Source organism: Aeromicrobium erythreum, assembly GCF_001509405.1.
In the GTDB taxonomy this organism is placed as follows: domain Bacteria; phylum Actinomycetota; class Actinomycetes; order Propionibacteriales; family Nocardioidaceae; genus Aeromicrobium; species Aeromicrobium erythreum.
Window position 1 is genome coordinate 1,476,400 of sequence record NZ_CP011502.1, and the last position, 18,981, is coordinate 1,495,380.

An 18,981-nucleotide genomic window follows, 5' to 3' on the forward strand; every position below is an offset into this window, starting at 1 on the left:
CGTCATGACGTCCGAGAACAGCGCGCCGGCTTCCGTGGTCTACCTCGACCACGCGGCCACCACGCCGATGCACCCCGAGGCCGCGCAGGTGCTCACCGAGCAGCTGGCCCGCACGGGCAACGCGTCGAGCCTGCACGCCTCGGGCCGCGCCGCGCGGCGGGTCGTGGAGGAGTCGCGCGAGGTGATCGCGGAGTGCCTCGGCGCCCGCCCGTCCGAGGTCGTGTTCACCTCCGGGGGAACCGAGGCGAACAACCTGGCCATCAAGGGCCTGTACTGGGCCCGACGCGACGTCGATCCCGCCCGCGACCGCGTGCTGTTCAGCTCGATCGAGCACCACGCCCTGCTCGACCCCGTCACGTGGCTGGCCGCCCACGAGGGTGCCCGCATCGACACGACCCCCGTCGACCGACAGGGACGGGTCGTCGTGGAGCGGCTGCGCGAGCAGATCGAGGCCGACCCGGCGTCGGTCGCGGTGGTGACGACCATGTGGGCCAACAACGAGATGGGGACCGTGCAGCCGGTCGACGACGTCGTCGCGCTGGCGAAGGAGCACGCGATCCCGGTGCACAGCGACGCCGTGCAGGCCGCCGGCTACCTCCCGCTCGACTTCGCCGCCTCCGGGCTCGACGCCATGACGGTCACCGCGCACAAGCTCGGCGGGCCCGTGGGGGTGGGTGCGCTGCTGGTGCGTCGTGAGGTGGCCCCCGTGCCCCTCGTCCACGGTGGCGGGCAGGAGCGCGACCTGCGCTCCGGGACCGTCGGGGTGGCGCTGATCGCCGCGTTCGCGCGGGCGCTCGAGATCACCGTCGAGCGACAGGCCGAGGTCTCGGCGCGGATCGAGCGCCTGCGGCAGAGGCTGGTCACCGGTCTCCTGCAGGCCGTCCCCGACGCCGTCGTCAACGGCGACCCGGAGCCCGGTCCGCAGCACCGGCTCCCGAACATCGCCCACGTGACGTTCCCGGGCTGCGAGGGCGACGCCATGCTCATGCTGCTCGACGCCCAGGGCATCGAGGTGTCCACGGGCTCGGCCTGCCAGGCGGGCGTCCCGCAGCCCAGCCACGTGCTCCTCGCCATGGGCTACGACGACGCCGCCGCCCGCGGGTCGCTGCGGCTGAGCCTGGGTCACACCTCCACCGAGGCCGACGTCGACCGGCTGCTCGCCGCGCTCCCGCAGGTGCGCGATCGCGCCGTCACGGCCTCCCTCGTCAGGGGACGCTGATGGCACGGCTCGTCGCCGCCATGTCGGGCGGGGTCGACTCCGCCGTCGCCGCGGCGCGCGCGGTCGAGGCCGGCCACGACGTCACCGGCGTGCACCTCGCGCTCAGCCGCAACCCGCGGTCGTACCGCTCCGGTGCGCGGGGCTGCTGCTCCATCGAGGACGCCGGCGACGCCCGCCGCGCCGCCGACGTGCTCGGCATCCCGTTCTACGTGTGGGACATGAGCACCGAGTTCGCCGACGAGGTGGTCGACGACTTCGTCGCCGAGTACGCGGCCGGCCGCACCCCGAACCCGTGCCTGCGCTGCAACGAGAAGATCAAGTTCGCCGCCGTGCTCGACCGCGCGCTCGCGCTGGGCTTCGACGGCGTCGTCACCGGCCACTACGCCCTCCTCGAGACCGGGGCGAGCGGCGACGTCGAGCTCCACCGGGCCCAGGACGCGGGCAAGGACCAGAGCTACGTGCTGGGCGTGCTCACGCAGGAGCAGCTCCGGCACTCGCACTTCCCGCTCGGGGGCTCGGTCAAGACCGAGGTGCGCGCCGAGGCCGCCCGTCGCGACTTGCAGGTGGCCACGAAGCCCGACAGCCACGACATCTGCTTCGTCGCCGACGGCGACAACGCCGGGTGGCTCGCCGAGCGGCTCGGCCCCCGCCCCGGGACGATCGTCGACGAGGACGGCACCGTCCTGCGCGAGCACGACGGCGCCTACGCCTACACGATCGGCCAGCGCCGGGGCCTGCGGCTGGGCGTGCCGGCCGACGACGGCAAGCCGCGCTTCGTGCTCGACATCGAGCCGGTCTCGGGCACGGTGACGGTGGGCCCGCGCGAGCGTCTCCTCGTCGACGTGCTGGAGGCCGACCGCCCGCTCTGGTGCGGCCCGGCGCCGGACGGTCCGCTCGAGTGCACCGTGCAGCTGCGCGCCCACGGCGCCGAGCACCGCGCCGTCGTCGAGGTCGACGGCGGCCTCGTCCGGGTGCGGCTGCACGACCCCGCCGAGGGCATCGCGCCCGGTCAGGCCGTCGTCGTCTACGTGGGCACCCGCGTGGTCGGTTCCGCCACCATCACGGCCACGTCGCGCGTCGAGGTCGGCGTCGGGGACGGCAGGTGAGGGCGACCGGCATCGGCTCCTTGCCCGGCGAGGACTACGCCGAGAGCGCCGCGATGGTGCTCGGCACGCTCGACGACCTCGTCTTCGTGCCCGAGCTCCCGGCGCGTGGCGTCGCCGCCCAGATGGTCGGCAGGTCGCTCGCCGTGCTCGACGGCCTGGGCGCCGACCTCCAGCCCGCCGGGTGGCGTCTGCTCGACGCCTCGGGGGTCGACCACCGTCGGGCCCGCTCCCTGCTCGCGCAGGACCTCGACGTCCTCGAGGAGGTCGCCCAGGACCGGGAGGGCACCGTCAAGCAGCAGGTGGCCGGACCGTGGACGTTGGCGGCGACCGTCGAGCTCCAGCGGGGCGAGAAGGTCCTGTCCGACCACGGGGCACGGCGCGACCTCGCGCACGCGCTCGCGTCGGGGGTGGGCGACCACGTGGCGTCGCTGCGTCGGCGCTTCCCGCGCTCGCCGCTCGTGGTGCAGGTCGACGAGCCGGCCCTGCCCGCGGTGCTGGCCGCGCAGGTGCCGACGTCGTCCGGCTTCGGCCGCTACCGCACCGTCGACCTGCCCGAGGCCGACGCGCTACTGCGGCTCGTCGTCGACGCCGTCCGCGACGCCGGGGCGACGCCGGTGGCGCACTGCTGCGCGCCCGCGGTCCCCGTCTCCCTGCTGCGCGGAGCCGGCTTCGACGCCGTCGCGTTCGACCTCGGCCTGGTCGAGGCGGCCACCAGCGGTGCAGCGGACGCCTGGGCCGAGGCCTTCGAGGCGGGGCTGGACCTCTGGGTCGGGGCGCTGCCGTCGACCGACGTCGCGTTCGACCCAGCCGCCGCCCGGCGTCGGATCGAGGACTGGACCGGACGGCTCGGGTTCGGCGAGGACGCCTGGCACGACCGCGTCGTGGTCACGCCGGCCTGCGGCCTCGCCGGCGCGTCGCCCGCCTTCGCGCGCCGCGTGCTCGCGGAGGCCGTGGGACTGGCACGTTGAGGTCGCGCTAGACGATCTCGTCAGGGTCGGGCCGCGACCCGAGACGCACCACGGCGATGCCGACCACCACGGCGACCCCGCACGCGAGGTCGGCGGCGAGCCCGTCGAGGACGAAGAACCCGACGAGCCCCGCCACGACGAGCAGGGCTCCGAGGACGATCGGGACGAGGCGTCGGGGGCTCATGCGTCCACCGTGTCAGGTCGCTGCCGACGTCGCACCCGCGGCGCGTCCGTCGGCTCGTCGACGAGGGGTGGACGTCGGAGGTCGGTCCTAGGATGAACGACGTGACCGAGGCCCCGCAGAACCCGTTGGACCTGACCCTCGACCAGGCGCGTGCCGAGGCCGAGCAGCTCGTCGAGCGCATCAACGAGGCCCGCGACGCGTACTACGGCGACGACGACTCCCGGGTCGACGACCAGACCTACGACGGCTGGATGCACCGGCTCGAGGCGCTCGAGCGGCTGCACCCCGAGGTCCAGGGTCAGGACTCGCCGACCCTCTCGGTGGGCGCTGCCCGCAGCTCCGAGCTCGCGCCGGTCGAGCACGCCGAGCGCATGCTCAGCCTCGACAACGTCTTCTCGCCCGAGGAGCTCACCGCGTGGTGCGAGAAGACGCGTGCCTCGGCGGGGCGCGACGTCCGGTGGCTCACCGAGGTCAAGATCGACGGCCTGGCGCTCTCCTTGCGCTACGAGCACGGCCGGCTCGTCAGCGCCGCGACCCGCGGCGACGGCAGGGTCGGCGAGGACGTCACCACCAACGCGGTGCGGCTGCCCGGCGTGCCGCGGCGGCTCGACGGCGAGGGACACCCGCCGATCGTCGAGGTCCGCGGGGAGGTCTTCATCGCGGTCGCCGCGTTCGAGCGGCTCAACGCGCTCCAGGCCGACCTGCGCGAGCGGGTCGTGGCCGAGATGACCGGGCGAGGGGTCGAGCAGGACCGGGCCGAGGCCGCCGCCGCCCGACGCTTCCCGGCGTTCGCCAACCCGCGCAACGCGGCCAGCGGCGGCCTGCGCCAGCTGCTGGGCAAGAAGGACGGGCTCGAGCGCGAGGCGGGGGAGGCGCGGATCGAGGCGCTGTCCCTCTACGTGCACGGCATCGGCGCGTGGGAGCGTCCGCCGGTCGCGGCACAGAGCGAGGTCTACGACCTGCTCGGGTCGTGGGGTCTGCCCACCAGCCCGCACTCGCGGGTCTACGACTCCGTCGACGACCTCCTCGCCCGCGTCGCCGAGCTCGGCCAGGACCGGCACGCCATCGAGCACGAGATCGACGGTGTCGTCGTCAAGGTCGACGAGCTCGCGCTGCACCCGGAGCTCGGCGAGACGAGTCGCGCGCCCCGCTGGGCGATCGCCTACAAGTTCCCGCCCGAGGAGGTGCACACCCGCCTGCTCGACATCGTCGTCTCCGTGGGCCGCACCGGTCGGGCCACGCCGTTCGCCGTCATGGAGCCGGCGCAGGTCGCCGGCAGCGTCGTGCGGCAGGCCACGCTGCACAACAAGGACGTCGTCCGGCAGAAGGGCGTGCTCATCGGTGACACGGTCGTCCTGCGCAAGGCCGGCGACGTCATCCCCGAGGTCCTCGGCCCGGTCGCGGAGCTGCGCGACGGCAGCGAGGTCGAGTTCGTCATGCCCGACGACTGCCCGGTGTGCGGCACCCCGCTGCGGCCCATGAAGGAGGGCGACATCGACCTGCGCTGTCCGAACGCGCAGACCTGCCCGGCGCAGGTGCGCGGCCGGGTCGAGCACGTCGGGTCGAGGGGTGCGCTCGACATCGAGGCGCTCGGCGAGGTCACGGCCGCCGCGCTCACGCAGCCGACGGTGCCGGAGGAGCCGCCCTTGCGTAGCGAGGCGGGTCTGTTCGACCTCGATCTCGACACGCTCGTGCCGATCGAGGTGGTCGTGCGCGACGCCGAGACCGGCGAGCCCCGCATCGACGAGCGGACGGGCGAGCCGGTACGACGTGCACCCTTCCAGCGGGTCGAGGTCACCTACCCGCCCGGCTTCGAGGACGCGTCGCCCGCGGAGCGTCGGGCCGCGGGCGTGCGCAAGAACCACCGCGTCCTGCACCCGTCGGCGCAGGCCCTCACGCTGGTCGACGAGCTCGAGAAGGCCAAGACGAAGGACTTCTGGCGCCAGCTCGTGGCACTGTCGATCCGCCACGTCGGCCCGGTCGCAGCACGGGCGCTGGCGCAGTACTTCGGCTCCCTCGAGGCGATCCGCGCGGCCGACCGCGACACGCTCGCGCAGGTCGACGGTGTCGGCCCGATCATCGCCGACTCGCTGCTGGAGTGGCTCGCCGTCGACTGGCACCAGGAGATCCTGGACCGCTGGAGCGCGGCCGGCGTCCGGTTCGCGATACCGGACCACCCGGGTCCCGGCGCGGCGTCCACCGGCGGCGGCACGCTCGACGGGCTGACGATCGTCGTCACCGGCTCCCTCGAGGACTTCACCCGCGATTCCGTCAAGGAGGCGATCCTCGAGCACGGCGGCAAGGCCGCCGGGTCGGTGAGCAAGAAGACCGACTACGTCGTCGTCGGCGACAACCCCGGCTCCAAGGCCGACAAGGCCGAGCAGCTCGGCGTCCCCATCCTCGACGAGGCAGCCTTCAAGACGCTGCTCGCCGAGGGCCCTCCGCGCGAGGAGCCGGACGCTGACGCGGGGGACGAGGCCACCGCCGACGAGGCGACCACGGAGGAGGCGCCCACCGAGGGCTGAGTCCGGCCGGTTCGCGGCAGGGTCGTCGTGGGCTGGCTGGTGCGCTGCCTGCGGGGGTCCCGGCCTGCTGGTGCGTTACCGCAGGGGGTCGTGACCTTGCTGGTGCGTTACCGCAGGGGGTCGTGACCTTGCTGGTGCGCTGCCTCGGCTGGCGCTGGGGGTGGCCTCCGAAAGGGCCTCGACCGGCAGTGGGCCTGGGGCCGGCTCCGGGTCTCGGGGCTTGGCCTGAGCTCGCCTTTGGACGCACGATTCTTCGTTTCTGCGTTCTCGGGCCACGACTCTGCGTTCGCGCGTCCCAACGGTGGGTCTGCCACCTTCTGAGCGCTCTACAGGTGGCAGATCCACCGCCGGCGGGGTCAGACGGAGCAGAGATCCTCCCTTCTCGTGGACCGTGCCACGAGAAGGGAGAAGCACTGCCCGCCCCACCCCCAAGGGCACCCACGATTCTTCCTTCGTGCGTTCGAGGTCGGACGCTTCTGCGTTGGTGACGGGATCCCGTAGCAAACGCAGCATCCTTGACCTCCGACGCACGAACGCAGCTTCTTGCGTCCACACCCAGCATCGACCCGCAGCCCGAGACCCCAACCCAGCGCCGTCGCCAGCCGCCCGGTCGAGGCCCTTTCGGAGACCACACCCAGCGCCAGCCGAGGCAGCGCACCAGCAAGGTCAGACCCCCTGCGGCGGCGCAGCCGCAAGCACAGACCCACGCGGGCAGCGCACCAGCAAGGTCACGACGACCGCAGGCAGCGCGCCCCAGCCGGAGACGCGCTCAGTCCACGTCGGCGGAGTCGGGGTCGAAGAGGTCGGCGGCGGCGCCGACGACGAGGGGGTCGGGGGTGCGGACGACGTCGTGGTCCTTGCCGGGGTAGTCGAAGCGGTGCAGCACGTGGCGCATGGCCTCGAGACGGGCGCGCTTCTTGTCGTTGCTCTTCACGACGGTCCAGGGGGAGTGCTTGGTGTCCGTCCGGCGGAACATGGCCTCCTTCGCCTCGGTGTAGGCGTCCCACTTGTCGAGGGACGCGAGGTCCATGGGGGAGAGCTTCCACTGACGCACCGGGTCGATCTGGCGGATCGTGAATCGCGTGAGCTGCTCGGCCCGCGACACGGAGAACCAGAACTTCACGACGTGGATGCCGTCGTTGACGAGCATCTTCTCGAACGCGGGGGCCTGCTTGAGGAACTCCGTGTACTGCTCGGGCGTGCAGAAGCCCATCACCCGCTCGACGCCGGCCCGGTTGTACCAGGAGCGGTCGAAGAACGTGATCTCGCCCGACGTCGGCAGGTGGTAGACGTAGCGCTGGAAGTACCACTGGCCCTGCTCGCGGTCGGTCGGCTTGACCAGCGCGACGACCCGCGCGCCGCGGGGGTTCAGGTGCTCGGTGAAGCGCTTGATGGTGCCGCCCTTGCCGGCCGCGTCGCGTCCCTCGAACAGCAGCACGAGGCGCTGCCCCGACTCCTTGACCCAGCTCTGCAGCTTGATGAGCTCGATCTGCAGCAGACGCTTCTCCAGCTCGTACGTGTCGCGGTCCAGACGCTCGGCGTACGGGTAGCCCTCGCGCCACGTGTCGACGGCCAGGCCGCTGGCGTCGAGGAGGACGGGGTCGTCGTCGTCGGAGTCGTCGACGGAGAAGGCGGAGAGCTGCACGGGGCTGAGGGTCTCGAGCACGACGCGCAGCGTAGGGGAGGCCGGTGAACGTGAGGTGACTCCTCACTACGATGGGTCGGTACCCGCACCCCAGCCGCAAGGGAGACGCATGTCGTCGGCCATCTCGCGTGAGGACGTCGCCCACCTGGCGAACCTCGCGCGCATCTCGCTCAGCGAGGACGAGCTCGATCGGCTGGGCGCCGAGCTGCCCGCCATCCTCGACCACGTCGCCGCGGTCCAGGAGGCCGCGAGCGCCGACGTGCCCGCCATGAGCCACCCCGTGCCGATCGACAACGTCTTCCGCGACGACGTCGTCCGCCCCGGTCTCACGCCCGACGAGGCCCTCGCGGGCGCGCCGGCCAGCGAGGAGCAGCGCTTCCTCGTGCCGCAGATCCTGGGGGAGGACTGACATGAGCGACCCCATCCGCCTGAAGGCCGCCGAGATCGCCGAGGCGCTCGGCGACGGCAGCCTGACGTCCGTCGACGTCACGCAGGCCCACCTCGACCGGATCGCCGACGTCGACGACCGGCTCGGCGCTTTCCTGCACGTCGACCCCGAGGGGGCGCTGGCCACCGCGACCGACGTCGACGCGCGCCGCGCCGCCGGCGAGACGCTCCCGACGCTGGCGGGCGTGCCGGTGGCCGTGAAGGACCTCATCAACACCGTCGGCCAGCCCACGACGGCCGGCTCGCGGATCCTCGAGGGCTGGGTGCCGCCGTACGACGCCACCGTCGTCTCGCGGCTGCGCGCCGCCGGGCTGCCGATCCTCGGCAAGACCAACCTCGACGAGTTCGCGATGGGCTCGTCCAACGAGCACTCCGCCTACAAGCCCGCCCGCAACCCGTGGGACACCGAGCGCATCCCCGGCGGCTCGAGCGGCGGGTCGGCCGCTGCCGTCGCCGGCTACGAGGCACCGCTCGCGCTGGGCACCGACACCGGTGGCTCGATCCGCCAGCCCGGCGCCATGACCGGCATCGTGGGCGTCAAGCCGACCTACGGCGGAGTCTCGCGGTACGGCGTCATCGCCATGGCGAGCAGCCTCGACCAGGTCGGTCCGATGGCCCGCTCCGTGCTCGACGCCGCCCTCCTGCACGAGGTGCTCGCCGGCCACGACCCGCGCGACTCCACCAGCCTCGACGCCCCGGTGCCGTCGGTCGTCGACGCCGCACGCCGCGGCGACGTCACGGGACTGCGGGTCGGCGTGGTCAAGGAGCTGGGCGGGGAGGGCTTCCAGCCCGGCGTCCAGCAGCGCTTCGACGAGACGGTCGAGCTGCTCGCGCAGGCCGGGGCGGAGGTCGTGGAGGTCTCGTGCCCGAGCTTCGAGCACGGCATCGCCGCCTACTACCTCGTCATGCCGAGCGAGGTCTCGAGCAACCTGGCCCGCTTCGACGCCATGCGGTACGGACTGCGGGTCACGCCCGACGGCCAGCTCGCGAGTGCCGAGCAGGTCATGGCGGCCAGCCGCGACGCCGGCTTCGGCGACGAGGTCAAGCGCCGCATCATCCTCGGCACGTACGCGCTGTCGAGCGGCTACTACGACGCCTACTACGGCTCGGCGCAGAAGGTGCGCACCCTGGTGGCGCGCGACTTCGCGGCCGCCTTCGAGCAGGTCGACGTGCTCGTCTCGCCCACGGCGCCCACGACGGCCTGGCGGCTGGGGGAGAAGAGCGACGACCCGCTCGCGATGTACCTCGAGGACGTCGCGACGATCCCGGCCAACCTGGCCGGCGTGCCCGGGCTCAGCCTGCCCGTCGGGCTCGCCAGCGACACCGGCCTGCCCGTGGGCGTGCAGGTGCTCGCCCCGGCGCAGGCCGACGACCGGTTGTACAACGTCGGAGCCGCCCTGGAGCGGCTCGTCGACGCACCCGTCCTGTCCGACATCGACGCGGGAGCCGCCCGATGAGCACGCAGACCACCCCCGCGCTCGTCCCCTTCGAGCGGGCGATCGAGCGCTACGACCCCGTGCTCGGGCTCGAGGTACACGTCGAGCTGAGCACGAACACGAAGATGTTCTGCGGCTGCGCCACGACGTTCGGCGCCGAGCCGAACACGCAGGTGTGCCCGGTGTGCCTCGGCCTGCCGGGGGCGCTGCCCGTCGTCAACGCGAAGGCCGTCGAGTCGGCCATCCGCATCGGGCTCGCGCTCAACTGCGAGATCGCCGAGTGGTGCCGGTTCGCGCGGAAGAACTACTTCTACCCCGACATGCCGAAGAACTTCCAGACGTCGCAGTACGACGAGCCGATCGCGTTCGACGGCTACGTCGACCTCGACGTCGACGGTGAGACCTTCCGCATCGAGGTCGAGCGCGCCCACATGGAGGAGGACACCGGCAAGTCGCTGCACGTCGGCGGTGCGACGGGCCGCATCCACGGCGCCGACCACTCGCTGCTCGACTACAACCGCGCCGGGATCCCGCTCATCGAGATCGTCACGCGCACGATCGAGGTGCCCGCCGAGAAGGCGCCTGCCGTCGCCCGCGCCTACGTCCAGCACCTGCGCGACCTCATGGTGGCGCTCGACGTCTCCGATGCCCGGATGGACCAGGGCTCGCTGCGCGCCGACGTCAACCTCTCGCTCAAGCCGAAGGGCTCCGCGACGCTGGGCACCCGCAGCGAGACGAAGAACGTCAACTCCTTCCGCTCGGTGGAGCGCGCGGTGCGCTTCGAGGTCTCACGGCACGCGGGCGTCCTCGACGCCGGCCAGAGCATCCTGCAGGAGACCCGGCACTTCCACGAGGCCGACGGCTCGACCTCGCCGGGACGCCCGAAGTCCGACGCCGACGACTACCGCTACTTCCCCGAGCCCGACCTCGCACCGGTCTCGCCGTCACGCGACTGGGTCGAGCAGCTGCGCGGCACCCTGCCGGAGCCGCCGGCAGAGCGTCGCAAGCGGCTGCAGGCCGAGTGGGGCTTCTCCGACCTCGACATGCGCGACACCGTGGGGGCGGGGGCGCTGGAGCTGGTCGTCGCGACAGTGGCGGCCGGCGCCACGCCGGCCGCGGCGAAGAAGTGGTGGCTGGGCGAGCTGGCCCGACGTGCCAACGAGGCGGGCGTCGGTCTGGACGAGCTGGGTGTCACGCCCGAGCAGGTCGCCGGCGTCCAGGCGCTCATCGACGAGGGTCGGGTCAACGACAAGCTGGCGCGCCAGGTGCTCGAGGGCGTCCTGGCGGGCGAGGGCTCGCCCGAGGAGGTCGTGTCCGCCCGGGGGCTCGAGGTCGTCTCCGACGACGGTGCGCTCGGAGCGGCCGTCGACGCCGCGATCGCCGCGAACCCCGACGTCGCGCAGAAGATCCGCGACGGCAAGGTCCAGGCGGCCGGCGCGCTCATCGGTGCCGTCATGAAGGAGATGCGCGGCCAGGCCGACGCCGGGCGAGTGCGCGAGCTGATCCTCGAGAAGCTCGCCTGAGCACCCCGTGACGACGCACGAGGGTGAGGACGTCGGCCGACGACCGAGGTCGTGGTCGCGGGTGCTGGTGATCTCGGTCCTCGCCCTCGGCGTCGTTGGCATCGCGCTGGTCGTGGTCGCGAACCTCCTGGTCGTGGGTCGCACGTCCGAGCGGATCACCCGTCAGCCGGACGACCTCGACCCGGCTCAGGTCGCGATCGTCCCGGGCGCCGGCGTGTACCCCGACGGCTCGCTCGGTCGCCCCGTCGAGCAGCGCGTGCGTGCCGCCCTCGAGCTCTACGACCGGGGGCTGGTCGAGAAGATCCTGGTCTCGGGCGACAACGGCACGCCGAGCTACAACGAGCCCGACGCCATGCGCGACGCGGTGCTCGAGGCCGGCGTGCCGGCCGCCGACGTGTTCACCGACTACGCCGGCTTCAGCACGTGGCACACCATGCGACGCGCCCGCGACGTCTTCGAGGCCGACACCGCGATCGTCGTCACCCAGGGCGTCTACGCCGCCCGCACCGTCGACCTCGGGGTGGCGGCCGGGCTCGACGTGCAGGGCTACGTCGTCAGCGAGGGCGGTCGGCGCGCGCGGGAGTGGCTCGCCCGCGTGCGGGGTCTGGGCGAGGCGACGTTCCGCCCTCGCGTCACGCCGGGGCCGGCGATCCCGATCACCGGCGACGGTCGCACGTCGTGGGCCGACGACCCCGCCTGACGACGGACGGTCTCACGTCCCGCGCAGCGCCTCGATCCGCTCGAGGAGGAGCTGCAGCTCCTCGAGCACGACGTCGGGGTGCTCGACGGGGATGAAGTGGGTCGCGTCGAGCTCGCGGAAGCGGGACCTGCGGACGTTCTGCGAGGCGGTGTACATGTCGCGGGCCCCGGTGAGCACGTCCCAGCGTCCCGCCACGAACGTGGTCGGCACGTCGATGGCGGAGAGGCGCACCCGTGCGTGCTTGGACACGCCGAGGGCGAGCCGGGCGTACCAGGCGGGGTGCGTGGTGAAGAACTCCTTCACCATGGCCTGCAGGTCGGCGGTGTCGGCGGCGGGGTCGATGAGCCGTGCTCGGCGCAGCAGGTCCGTCGTCGAACGGGTCCAGGGCAGCCTGCGGGTCACCGGTGCAAGACCGTGACCCGTCACCGTGGTCACCCGGGCGAGGCCGACCATCAGCTGTCGGGCGAGGAACGGCGGGACGTGCAGGGGAGCGAGCATCGTCCCGAAGGTGTTGCCCGGGACGCCGGCGACGGCCAGGATGCCCTCGACCCGCTCCGGGTGACGCCCGGCGAGCTCGAAGGCCACCGTCACGCCGGTCGACCAGCTCAGGACGGGCGCCGACTCCAGGCCCGCGTCGTCCATCACGGCCAGCGCGTCCTCGACGAAGGAGTCGAGGTCGACACGACCGTCCGCCGGACGTGCCGAGCCGCCGACGCCGCGGTGGTTCCAGGAGACGACCCGCACGCCGCAGTCGGGGTTGAGCAGGGTCGGCCAGGCGTAGGGGTTGGTGCCGAGGCCGTTGCACAGCAGCACGGTCGGTCCGTCGGCGTCGTTGGTCCAGGCGCGCAGCCGCGTGCCGTCGGCGCTGATGACGTCGTGGAAGCGCACGAGGCCCGGGGTCTGGCTCACGGGCGACGATCCTGCCCGCTCGCGGGGCCGTCCGCAACGCGTTCGGCGGAACTCGACCGCGTGGTCCTCATCCCGACAGCCGTGCCACGAGGGCGTCGGCGAAGGTCGCGGCGCCCGTCGCGGTGTGCGGCAGGAAGAACGACGGCTCGGTCAGCTCGAGCTCCATGAGGCGCGGACGTCCGTCGGGTCCGGTCACGACGTCGACCCGGGCGTACAGGAGCTCGTGGCCGGTGAGCTCCCGCGCCACGTGCACCGCGTGCTGGGCGAAGGCCACCTGGTCGGCCGACGGCTCACGCGGCCCGATGTCCTCCTTCAGCTCCGGGAGGCTGCGGGGGTCGTCGCCGCGGGTGAGGAGGGCACCCTTGCGGAAGGCGTGCGACACGGTGCCTCCGAAGAGGAGGATGCCGGTCTCGCCCTCGGTGTCGACGGCGTCGACGTAGGGCTGCGTCATGGTGGCGCGACCGGAGTCGAGCAGGCGACGGCTGTGGGCGACGGCCTGCTCCGGGTCGCTCCAGCGGGCGGTGTCGGCCGCGCCGGCGGAGACGGTCGGCTTCACCACCCACTCCTCGGCCGCCGGCAGGTCGTCGACGGACCGCACGGACCACGCCGTGGGCACGACGGCCACGCCTGCCTCGTCGAGGGCGCGCAGGTAGGTCTTGTCGGTGTTCCACCGCAGCACGGCGGCGGGGTTGGCGAGCCGCGGCACCGCGTCGGCCCATGCGAGGAACTCGGCGCGCCGTGGCACGTAGTCCCAGCAGGAGCGCACGACGACGAGGTCGTAGGCGCCCCAGTCGACGTCCGGGTCGTCCCAGACGGCGGTCTGCGCGTCGAGGCCGCGGGCGGTCATGGCCGCGGTGAGCAGCGGGAGGTCGGGGTCGTGGTGCGCGAAGGTCTTCCCGACGGCCCAGGCGATGTGCATGAGGCCATGATGTCAGGAACAGGTTCTGTCTTACCTGAAGGCATAGACTTATCTTCATGACGGGGCTGTCGACGCGGGTGACGATGATCGTCGACCTCGTGGGCTCGCGCCGGCACGCCGACCGCGTCTGGGTGCACCGGGCGTTCACGGACGCGCTGGCCGCCGTCAACCGGTCCGTGCCCGCCGAGCAGCCGCTCGAGCCCACGGTCGGCGACGAGGCGCAGGCGCGCTACGCGACCGTCGAGCAGGCCCTGAGGTCGTCGTTGCTGCTGCGCCTCGAGCTCCCGGAGCAGCTGGACGCCCGCACCGGCATCGGCGTGGGGCCGGTGCAGCACCTCGGGCACGGTGCCGTCGGACTGCTCCAGGACGGTCCGGGCTGGTGGGCCGCCCGCGACGCCATCAACGAGGCGAAGGCGCGGGAGACCGGCCGCGACCGCACCCTGCGCACCTGGTACGTCGTCGCCGACGGGGTTCCGCGCGCCCCCGAGCACCCCGACCCCGCCCACGTCGACGCCTTCCTGCTCCTGCGCGACGAGATCGTCAGCGGCATGCTGCCGCGGTCGCGACGGCTGCTGCGCGGCGTGCTCGACGGTCGGACCCAGGCCGACCTCGCCGACGAGGAGGGCATCAGCGCCTCCGCCGTCTCGCAGAACCTGCGTCGTAGCGGCGCCTATGCCGTCCTGCACGCGCACGACCTGCTGCTGCACGGCACCGTGCTCACGCCCCCCGCGCCGGGTCAGTAGCCCACCAGCGCCGCGAGGACGAAGAACGGCACCGACGCCCCCGCCAGACGCATCGCCACGCGCACCCAGTGGTACTTGCGCGCCACGATCCGCGACAGCTCGTAGAGCTGGTGCCGGGTCCGTGCCGGCAGGGTCGGCGGCTGGGCGTCGAGCGAGGCGTCGAGGGCCTCCCGCGAGCCGAACGCGGCGACGTGGCCCCAGTAGTAGACCTGGGGGGAGGGCGGCGGCACGGTGAACCGCGGCCACACGGCGAGCGCCGCCGCGCCGACCGAGCCGGCGGCGAGCAGGGCGCCGACGTACCAGACCGTCCGCCCGGGGACGTCGAGCTCGGTGGGGCTCCAGTCGCGCGCGATGAGCCCGGCGAGCAGCGCTCCGAAGCCGATGCCCAGCACCGCCAGCACCATCGAAGCCTTGTGGTCGGCCGCACCTACCTCGTTGCGGGCCTCCGCGAGGATGCTCAGCTCGACCTCGATCGCCTCGACGGGAGGGTCCACGGGCGGTGTGGACCCGGACGGGGCGTCGGCCGAGGGGTCGGCGGGCCGGTCGGTCATGGTGCTCCTCTCCGCCGTCATCGTGCCACGAGCCTCGGACGTCCTCCCGGACGTGACGACACATCAAGTCCTCATGCTTGATACACGTGAATCAAGTCTCAAGCATTGATAGGGTGACGTCATGTTCGCCCTCACCCTCGACCAGCGCCGAAGCCGCCAGGCCGCCGACGCGGTCCCCGACCTCCTGCGCGCGTTGGATGCGACGCCGACGGTGCGAGGCTTCGAGCGCACCGTCGGCGACGAGGTGCAGGCCCTCGTCGACGATCCCGTGGCCGCGGTCGACGTCGTGGCGCTGGTCGCCCGGACGCAGCGCTGGTGGATCGGGATCGGCGTCGGTGACGTCGAGACCCCCGTGCCGACGTCGGTGCGGGCCGCGCGAGGCCCTGCCCTGTACGCGGCGCGGACGGCGGTCGAGCGCGCGGCGCGCTGCCCCGCAGGCGTCGCCCTCGACGTCGGGACGGGTCGTGACGAGGAGGCCGGCGTCGACGCCGAGACGGCGCTGCAGGTGCTGGCGCGGCTCGTCGCCGACCGGTCGGCCGACGGGCAGCAGGCGGTCGACGTGCTCGAGCGACACGCGACGCAGCGGGCCGCTGCCCAGGAGCTGGGGATCACGCCGCAGGCCATGAGCGCAAGGCTCCAGGTGGCGCGCCGCGACGACGAGCAGCGGCTGCGTCACCTCGCTGCGCGGCTGCTCGTGCGGGCCGACGATGCGGCGACCTGACCAGCGGACGCCGCCGAGCCGCCCGGTCGTAGGATCAGCCCATGTCCAGCGAGACCCCCGAACGCCGCCCCGCCCCGACGCCCGAGCCCGGCGTCGACATCAAGCCCCGCAGCCGCGACGTCACCGACGGTCTCGAGAAGACCGCCGCCCGCGGCATGCTGCGCGCGGTGGGCATGGGCGACGAGGACTGGCCGAAGCCGCAGGTCGGCGTCGCGTCCAGCTGGAACGAGATCACCCCCTGCAACCTCTCGCTCGACCGGCTCGCCAAGGCGGTCAAGACGGGCGTGCACGCGGCCGGCGGCTACCCGCTGGAGTTCGGCACCATCAGCGTCTCCGACGGCATCAGCATGGGCCACGAGGGCATGCACTTCTCGCTCGTCAGCCGCGAGATCATCGCCGACTCCGTCGAGACCGTGATGATGGCGGAGCGGCTCGACGGCTCGGTGCTGCTGGCCGGCTGCGACAAGAGCCTGCCCGGCATGCTCATGGCCGCCGCGCGCCTCGACCTGTCCAGCGTGTTCCTCTACGCCGGCTCGATCATGCCCGGCAACGTCGACGGCAAGGACGTCACGATCATCGACGCCTTCGAGGCCGTCGGCGCCTGCATCAAGGGGCTCATCACGCGTGAGGAGGTCGACCGCATCGAGCGGGCGATCTGTCCCGGTGAGGGCGCCTGCGGCGGCATGTACACCGCCAACACGATGGCGTCCGCCGCCGAGGCGCTCGGGATGAGCCTGCCCGGCTCGGCCGCGCCGCCCGCCCCGGACCGTCGTCGCGACGACTACGCCGCCAAGTCGGGCGAGGCCGTCGTCGAGCTGCTGCGCCGGGGCATCACCGCCCGCGACATCATGACGCTCGAGGCCTTCGAGAACGCCATCACCGTCGTGATGGCGCTCGGCGGCTCCACCAACGCCGTGCTGCACCTCCTGGCGATCGCCCGCGAGGCGGGCGTGCCGCTCACCCTCGACGACTTCAACCGCGTCGGCGACAAGGTCCCGCACCTCGGCGACCTCAAGCCGTTCGGCCGCTACGTCATGAACGACGTCGACAAGGTCGGCGGCATCCCGGTCATCATGAAGGCGCTGCTCGACGCCGGGCTCATGCACGGCGACGTCATGACGGTCACGGGTCGGACCATGGCCGAGAACCTCGCCGACATCGACCTCGGCCTCGACGGCGACATCATCCGCCCGCTCGACGCCCCCATTCACAAGACCGGCGGGCTCACGATCCTGCACGGGTCGCTCGCGCCCGAGGGTGCCGTCGTGAAGAGCGCCGGCTTCGACTCCGACGTGTTCCGCGGCACCGCGCGCGTCTTCGACGGCGAGCGCGCCGCGATGGACGCCCTGGAGGACGGCACGATCACCTCCGGCGACGTCGTGGTCATCCGCAACGAGGGCCCCAAGGGCGGACCGGGCATGCGCGAGATGCTCGCCATCACCGGGGCCATCAAGGGCGCCGGTCTCGGCAAGGACGTCCTGCTGCTCACCGACGGCCGCTTCTCCGGCGGCACCACCGGCCTGTGCGTCGGCCACGTCGCCCCCGAGGCCGTCGACGGCGGCCCCATCGCGTTCGTGCGCGACGGCGACCCGATCACGCTCGACGTCGCCAACCGCACCCTCGAGGTCGAGATCGACGACGACGAGCTCGAGCGGCGCAAGGTCGGCTGGGAGCCGGCGGCGCCCAAGTACACCTCCGGCGTGCTCGCGAAGTACCGCAAGCTCGTCAGCTCCGCGGCGCACGGCGCCGTCACCGGGTAGTGCCCGACTTCACCGACGAGGAGCTCGCGACCGCCCTGAAGGTCCTCGGGGAGGCGCAGTTCCTGGGCGAGAACGACGAGGCGTACGTGGCGCTGCGTCGTGCCTGCGGCGCGTTCTACAAGGACGTCAAGAAGCAGCGGCGTCGGGCCGCGCGAGCGGCGACCGCCGCCGCCGACCGCGAGGTCGTCGAGCGCACGGCGACCGGCTCGGCGCAGCGCATCGACGACGAGACGGCCGGCATCGCGCTGACGTCGACCGCGCGCGGGGCGACGGCAGGCGTGCTGCAGGTGCCCCGCGGGTGCTACATCTGCAAGCGCAAGTTCACGCTGGTCGACGCGTTCTACCACCAGCTGTGCCCCGACTGCGCGGCCATGAGCCACGCCAAGCGCGACGCACGCACCGACCTCACCGGGCGTCGGGCGCTGCTCACCGGCGGCCGGGCCAAGATCGGCATGTACATCGCGCTGCGCCTCCTGCGCGACGGTGCCGAGACCACCATCACCACCCGCTTCCCGCGCGACGCCGTGCGTCGGTTCGCCAGCCTGCCCGACAGCGCCGACTGGATGCACCGGCTGCGGGTCGTCGGCATCGACCTGCGCGACCCCGCCCAGGTGGTCGGGCTGGCCGACGACCTCGCGGCGCGCGGCCATCTCGACATCATCATCAACAACGCGGCGCAGACGGTCCGGCGGTCGCCGGGCGCCTACGGCCCGCTGGCGGAGTCCGAGGGCGTGCCGCTGCCGCCCGGGCTGAGCCAGGAGACCGGGGGACCGGAGCTCGTCACGTTCGGGCACACGAGCGACCTGCACCCGGCCGCCCTGGTCGGCTCGGTCGAGTCGCACCCCGTGCTGGCAGCCGACGCGGCCACCGCCGACCGGCTCTCCGAGCGGCTCGAGGAGGCGATGACGGCGGGGTCGGCCGACCTGGACCGCATCGACGCGGGCGGCCTCGTGCCCGACGTCGTCGACACCAACAGCTGGGTGCAGACGGTCTCCGAGGTCGACGCGCTCGAGCTCCTCGAGGTCCAGCTCTGCAACCAGACGGCCCCGTTCATCCTCATCAGCCGGCTGCGCCCCTCGCTCGCCGCCTCACCCGCGCGCCGCACCTACGTCGTCAACGTCTCGGCGATGGAGGGCCAGTTCTCCCGCCGCTACAAGGGACCGGGCCACCCGCACACGAACATGAGCAAGGCGGCGTTGAACATGCTGACCCGCACCAGCGCGGGGGAGATGCTCGAGACCGACGGGATCCTCATGACGGCCGTCGACACCGGCTGGATCACCGACGAACGCCCCCACACCACCAAGGTCCGGCTGGCCGAGGAGGGCTTCAAGGCCCCCCTCGACCTCGTCGACGGCGCCGCCCGCGTGTACGACCCGATCGTCCGCGGAGAGGCGGGCGAGGACGTGCACGGCGTCTTCCTCAAGGACTACGCCGTCTCGCCCTGGTGAGGGTGGGACTTCCTTCGACCTGCGGGTGCGTCGGCGTGGGTTCTCCCTCGGGTGGGGCTGCGTCCGCGCGGCTTCGACTCGAGGTGGGGCTGCGTCGGCGCGGTTTCTCGTGGAGCTGCGTTCCGAGAGGGCCTCGACCGGGCGGTTGGCGAGCGTGCTGGTCTGGGGTCTCGG

The 18,981-nt window shown here is 72.9% G+C and carries 17 protein-coding genes; 12 read left to right on the plus strand and 5 right to left on the minus strand.

The features are described 5' to 3' along the window. Positions 1-4: 4 nt before the first annotated feature. Genes Aeryth_RS06950 through Aeryth_RS06960 form a run of 3 tightly spaced genes read left to right on the plus strand, consistent with a single transcriptional unit; the run spans position 5 to position 3,293 of the window. The gene (locus Aeryth_RS06950; RefSeq protein WP_202967715.1) at positions 5-1,219 is read left to right on the plus strand and encodes a cysteine desulfurase family protein; all 1,215 of its coding nucleotides are present in this window, start codon (positions 5-7) and stop codon (positions 1,217-1,219) included. Then, entirely contained in the window at positions 1,219-2,325 is a 1,107-nt protein-coding gene (gene mnmA / locus Aeryth_RS06955; RefSeq protein WP_067856416.1) for a tRNA 2-thiouridine(34) synthase MnmA, read from the plus strand. The genes Aeryth_RS06950 and mnmA overlap by 1 nt, the downstream gene beginning before the upstream one ends. Then, a complete protein-coding gene (locus tag Aeryth_RS06960; protein ID WP_067856419.1) occupies positions 2,322-3,293 on the plus strand; it encodes a uroporphyrinogen decarboxylase/cobalamine-independent methonine synthase family protein in 972 nt (323 codons plus the stop codon). Before mnmA ends, Aeryth_RS06960 begins: the two co-directional genes overlap by 4 nt. 7 nt (positions 3,294-3,300) lie before the next feature. Here Aeryth_RS06960 and Aeryth_RS17905 read toward each other — a convergent pair whose 3' ends face one another. Beyond that, entirely contained in the window at positions 3,301-3,477 is a 177-nt protein-coding gene (locus Aeryth_RS17905) for a hypothetical protein (RefSeq protein WP_158509191.1), read from the minus strand. A 92-nt stretch (positions 3,478-3,569) separates the two neighbouring features. Here Aeryth_RS17905 and ligA point away from each other — a divergent pair, with 92 nt between their 5' ends. Next, a complete protein-coding gene (ligA, locus tag Aeryth_RS06965; RefSeq protein WP_144433708.1) occupies positions 3,570-6,002 on the plus strand; it encodes an NAD-dependent DNA ligase LigA in 2,433 nt (810 codons plus the stop codon). A gap of 769 nt (positions 6,003-6,771) precedes the next feature. Here ligA and ppk2 read toward each other — a convergent pair. Further along, positions 6,772-7,668: a polyphosphate kinase 2 gene (gene ppk2, locus Aeryth_RS06970; protein ID WP_067856422.1), complete on the minus strand. Its 897-nt coding sequence runs from the start codon at positions 7,666-7,668 to the stop codon at positions 6,772-6,774. An 88-nt stretch (positions 7,669-7,756) separates the two neighbouring features. Between ppk2 and gatC the strand changes: the two genes are divergently transcribed. The 4 genes from gatC to Aeryth_RS06990 are packed head-to-tail and all read left to right on the plus strand — an operon-like array spanning position 7,757 to position 11,753. Beyond that, entirely contained in the window at positions 7,757-8,056 is a 300-nt protein-coding gene (gene gatC / locus Aeryth_RS06975) for an Asp-tRNA(Asn)/Glu-tRNA(Gln) amidotransferase subunit GatC (protein ID WP_067856425.1), read from the plus strand. 1 nt (position 8,057) lies between these two features. Next, positions 8,058-9,551: an Asp-tRNA(Asn)/Glu-tRNA(Gln) amidotransferase subunit GatA gene (gene gatA / locus Aeryth_RS06980; RefSeq protein WP_067856428.1), complete on the plus strand. Its 1,494-nt coding sequence runs from the start codon at positions 8,058-8,060 to the stop codon at positions 9,549-9,551. Next, positions 9,548-11,053, plus strand: coding sequence for an Asp-tRNA(Asn)/Glu-tRNA(Gln) amidotransferase subunit GatB (gene gatB / locus Aeryth_RS06985; RefSeq protein ID WP_067856429.1), 1,506 nt, complete (start codon positions 9,548-9,550; stop codon positions 11,051-11,053). The genes gatA and gatB overlap by 4 nt, the downstream gene beginning before the upstream one ends. A 7-nt stretch (positions 11,054-11,060) precedes the next feature. Next, on the plus strand, positions 11,061-11,753 hold the full coding sequence (locus Aeryth_RS06990) for a SanA/YdcF family protein (protein WP_067856432.1): 693 nt from the start codon (positions 11,061-11,063) through the stop codon (positions 11,751-11,753). Between the two features lie 12 nt (positions 11,754-11,765). Here Aeryth_RS06990 and Aeryth_RS06995 read toward each other — a convergent pair whose 3' ends face one another. Continuing rightward, entirely contained in the window at positions 11,766-12,662 is an 897-nt protein-coding gene (locus Aeryth_RS06995) for an alpha/beta fold hydrolase (RefSeq protein WP_067856436.1), read from the minus strand. 67 nt (positions 12,663-12,729) lie between these two features. Further along, entirely contained in the window at positions 12,730-13,581 is an 852-nt protein-coding gene (locus Aeryth_RS07000; protein WP_067856438.1) for an ATP-grasp domain-containing protein, read from the minus strand. A gap of 56 nt (positions 13,582-13,637) precedes the next feature. Here Aeryth_RS07000 and Aeryth_RS07005 point away from each other — a divergent pair, with 56 nt between their 5' ends. Continuing rightward, positions 13,638-14,324: a sigma-70 RNA polymerase sigma factor region 4 domain-containing protein gene (locus tag Aeryth_RS07005; protein ID WP_067856441.1), complete on the plus strand. Its 687-nt coding sequence runs from the start codon at positions 13,638-13,640 to the stop codon at positions 14,322-14,324. On the opposite strand, the gene Aeryth_RS07010 is transcribed toward Aeryth_RS07005, so the two are convergent. After that, positions 14,318-14,875 carry a Pycsar system effector family protein gene (locus Aeryth_RS07010; protein ID WP_067856443.1) on the minus strand — a complete coding sequence of 186 codons (558 nt, stop codon included), beginning with the start codon at positions 14,873-14,875 and terminating at the stop codon, positions 14,318-14,320. The genes Aeryth_RS07005 and Aeryth_RS07010 overlap by 7 nt on opposite strands. A 121-nt stretch (positions 14,876-14,996) precedes the next feature. On the opposite strand from Aeryth_RS07010, the gene Aeryth_RS07015 reads away from it, so the two are divergent. The 3 genes from Aeryth_RS07015 to Aeryth_RS07025 are packed head-to-tail and all read left to right on the plus strand — an operon-like array spanning position 14,997 to position 18,807. Beyond that, positions 14,997-15,596 (plus strand): hypothetical protein, encoded by a 600-nt coding sequence (locus Aeryth_RS07015; RefSeq protein WP_067856445.1) that lies wholly within the window; start codon positions 14,997-14,999, stop codon positions 15,594-15,596. A 41-nt stretch (positions 15,597-15,637) separates the two neighbouring features. Further along, the gene (gene ilvD, locus Aeryth_RS07020) at positions 15,638-17,356 is read left to right on the plus strand and encodes a dihydroxy-acid dehydratase (protein WP_067856447.1); all 1,719 of its coding nucleotides are present in this window, start codon (positions 15,638-15,640) and stop codon (positions 17,354-17,356) included. Further along, a complete protein-coding gene (locus tag Aeryth_RS07025; RefSeq protein ID WP_067856450.1) occupies positions 17,356-18,807 on the plus strand; it encodes an SDR family NAD(P)-dependent oxidoreductase in 1,452 nt (483 codons plus the stop codon). Before ilvD ends, Aeryth_RS07025 begins: the two co-directional genes overlap by 1 nt. Positions 18,808-18,981 lie beyond the last annotated feature (174 nt).

Coding starts and splice junctions, on each gene's coding strand:
- Aeryth_RS06950 (WP_202967715.1), top strand. CDS start 5: ATGACGTCCGAGAACAGCGCGCCGGCTTCCGTGGTCTACCTCGACCAC.
- mnmA (WP_067856416.1), top strand. CDS start 1,219: ATGGCACGGCTCGTCGCCGCCATGTCGGGCGGGGTCGACTCCGCCGTC.
- Aeryth_RS17905 (WP_158509191.1), bottom strand. CDS start 3,477: ATGAGCCCCCGACGCCTCGTCCCGATCGTCCTCGGAGCCCTGCTCGTC.
- ligA (WP_144433708.1), top strand. CDS start 3,570: ATGAACGACGTGACCGAGGCCCCGCAGAACCCGTTGGACCTGACCCTC.
- gatC (WP_067856425.1), top strand. CDS start 7,757: ATGTCGTCGGCCATCTCGCGTGAGGACGTCGCCCACCTGGCGAACCTC.
- gatA (WP_067856428.1), top strand. CDS start 8,058: ATGAGCGACCCCATCCGCCTGAAGGCCGCCGAGATCGCCGAGGCGCTC.
- gatB (WP_067856429.1), top strand. CDS start 9,548: ATGAGCACGCAGACCACCCCCGCGCTCGTCCCCTTCGAGCGGGCGATC.
- Aeryth_RS07000 (WP_067856438.1), bottom strand. CDS start 13,581: ATGCACATCGCCTGGGCCGTCGGGAAGACCTTCGCGCACCACGACCCC.
- Aeryth_RS07005 (WP_067856441.1), top strand. CDS start 13,638: ATGACGGGGCTGTCGACGCGGGTGACGATGATCGTCGACCTCGTGGGC.
- Aeryth_RS07010 (WP_067856443.1), bottom strand. CDS start 14,875: ATGACCGACCGGCCCGCCGACCCCTCGGCCGACGCCCCGTCCGGGTCC.
- Aeryth_RS07015 (WP_067856445.1), top strand. CDS start 14,997: ATGTTCGCCCTCACCCTCGACCAGCGCCGAAGCCGCCAGGCCGCCGAC.
- ilvD (WP_067856447.1), top strand. CDS start 15,638: ATGTCCAGCGAGACCCCCGAACGCCGCCCCGCCCCGACGCCCGAGCCC.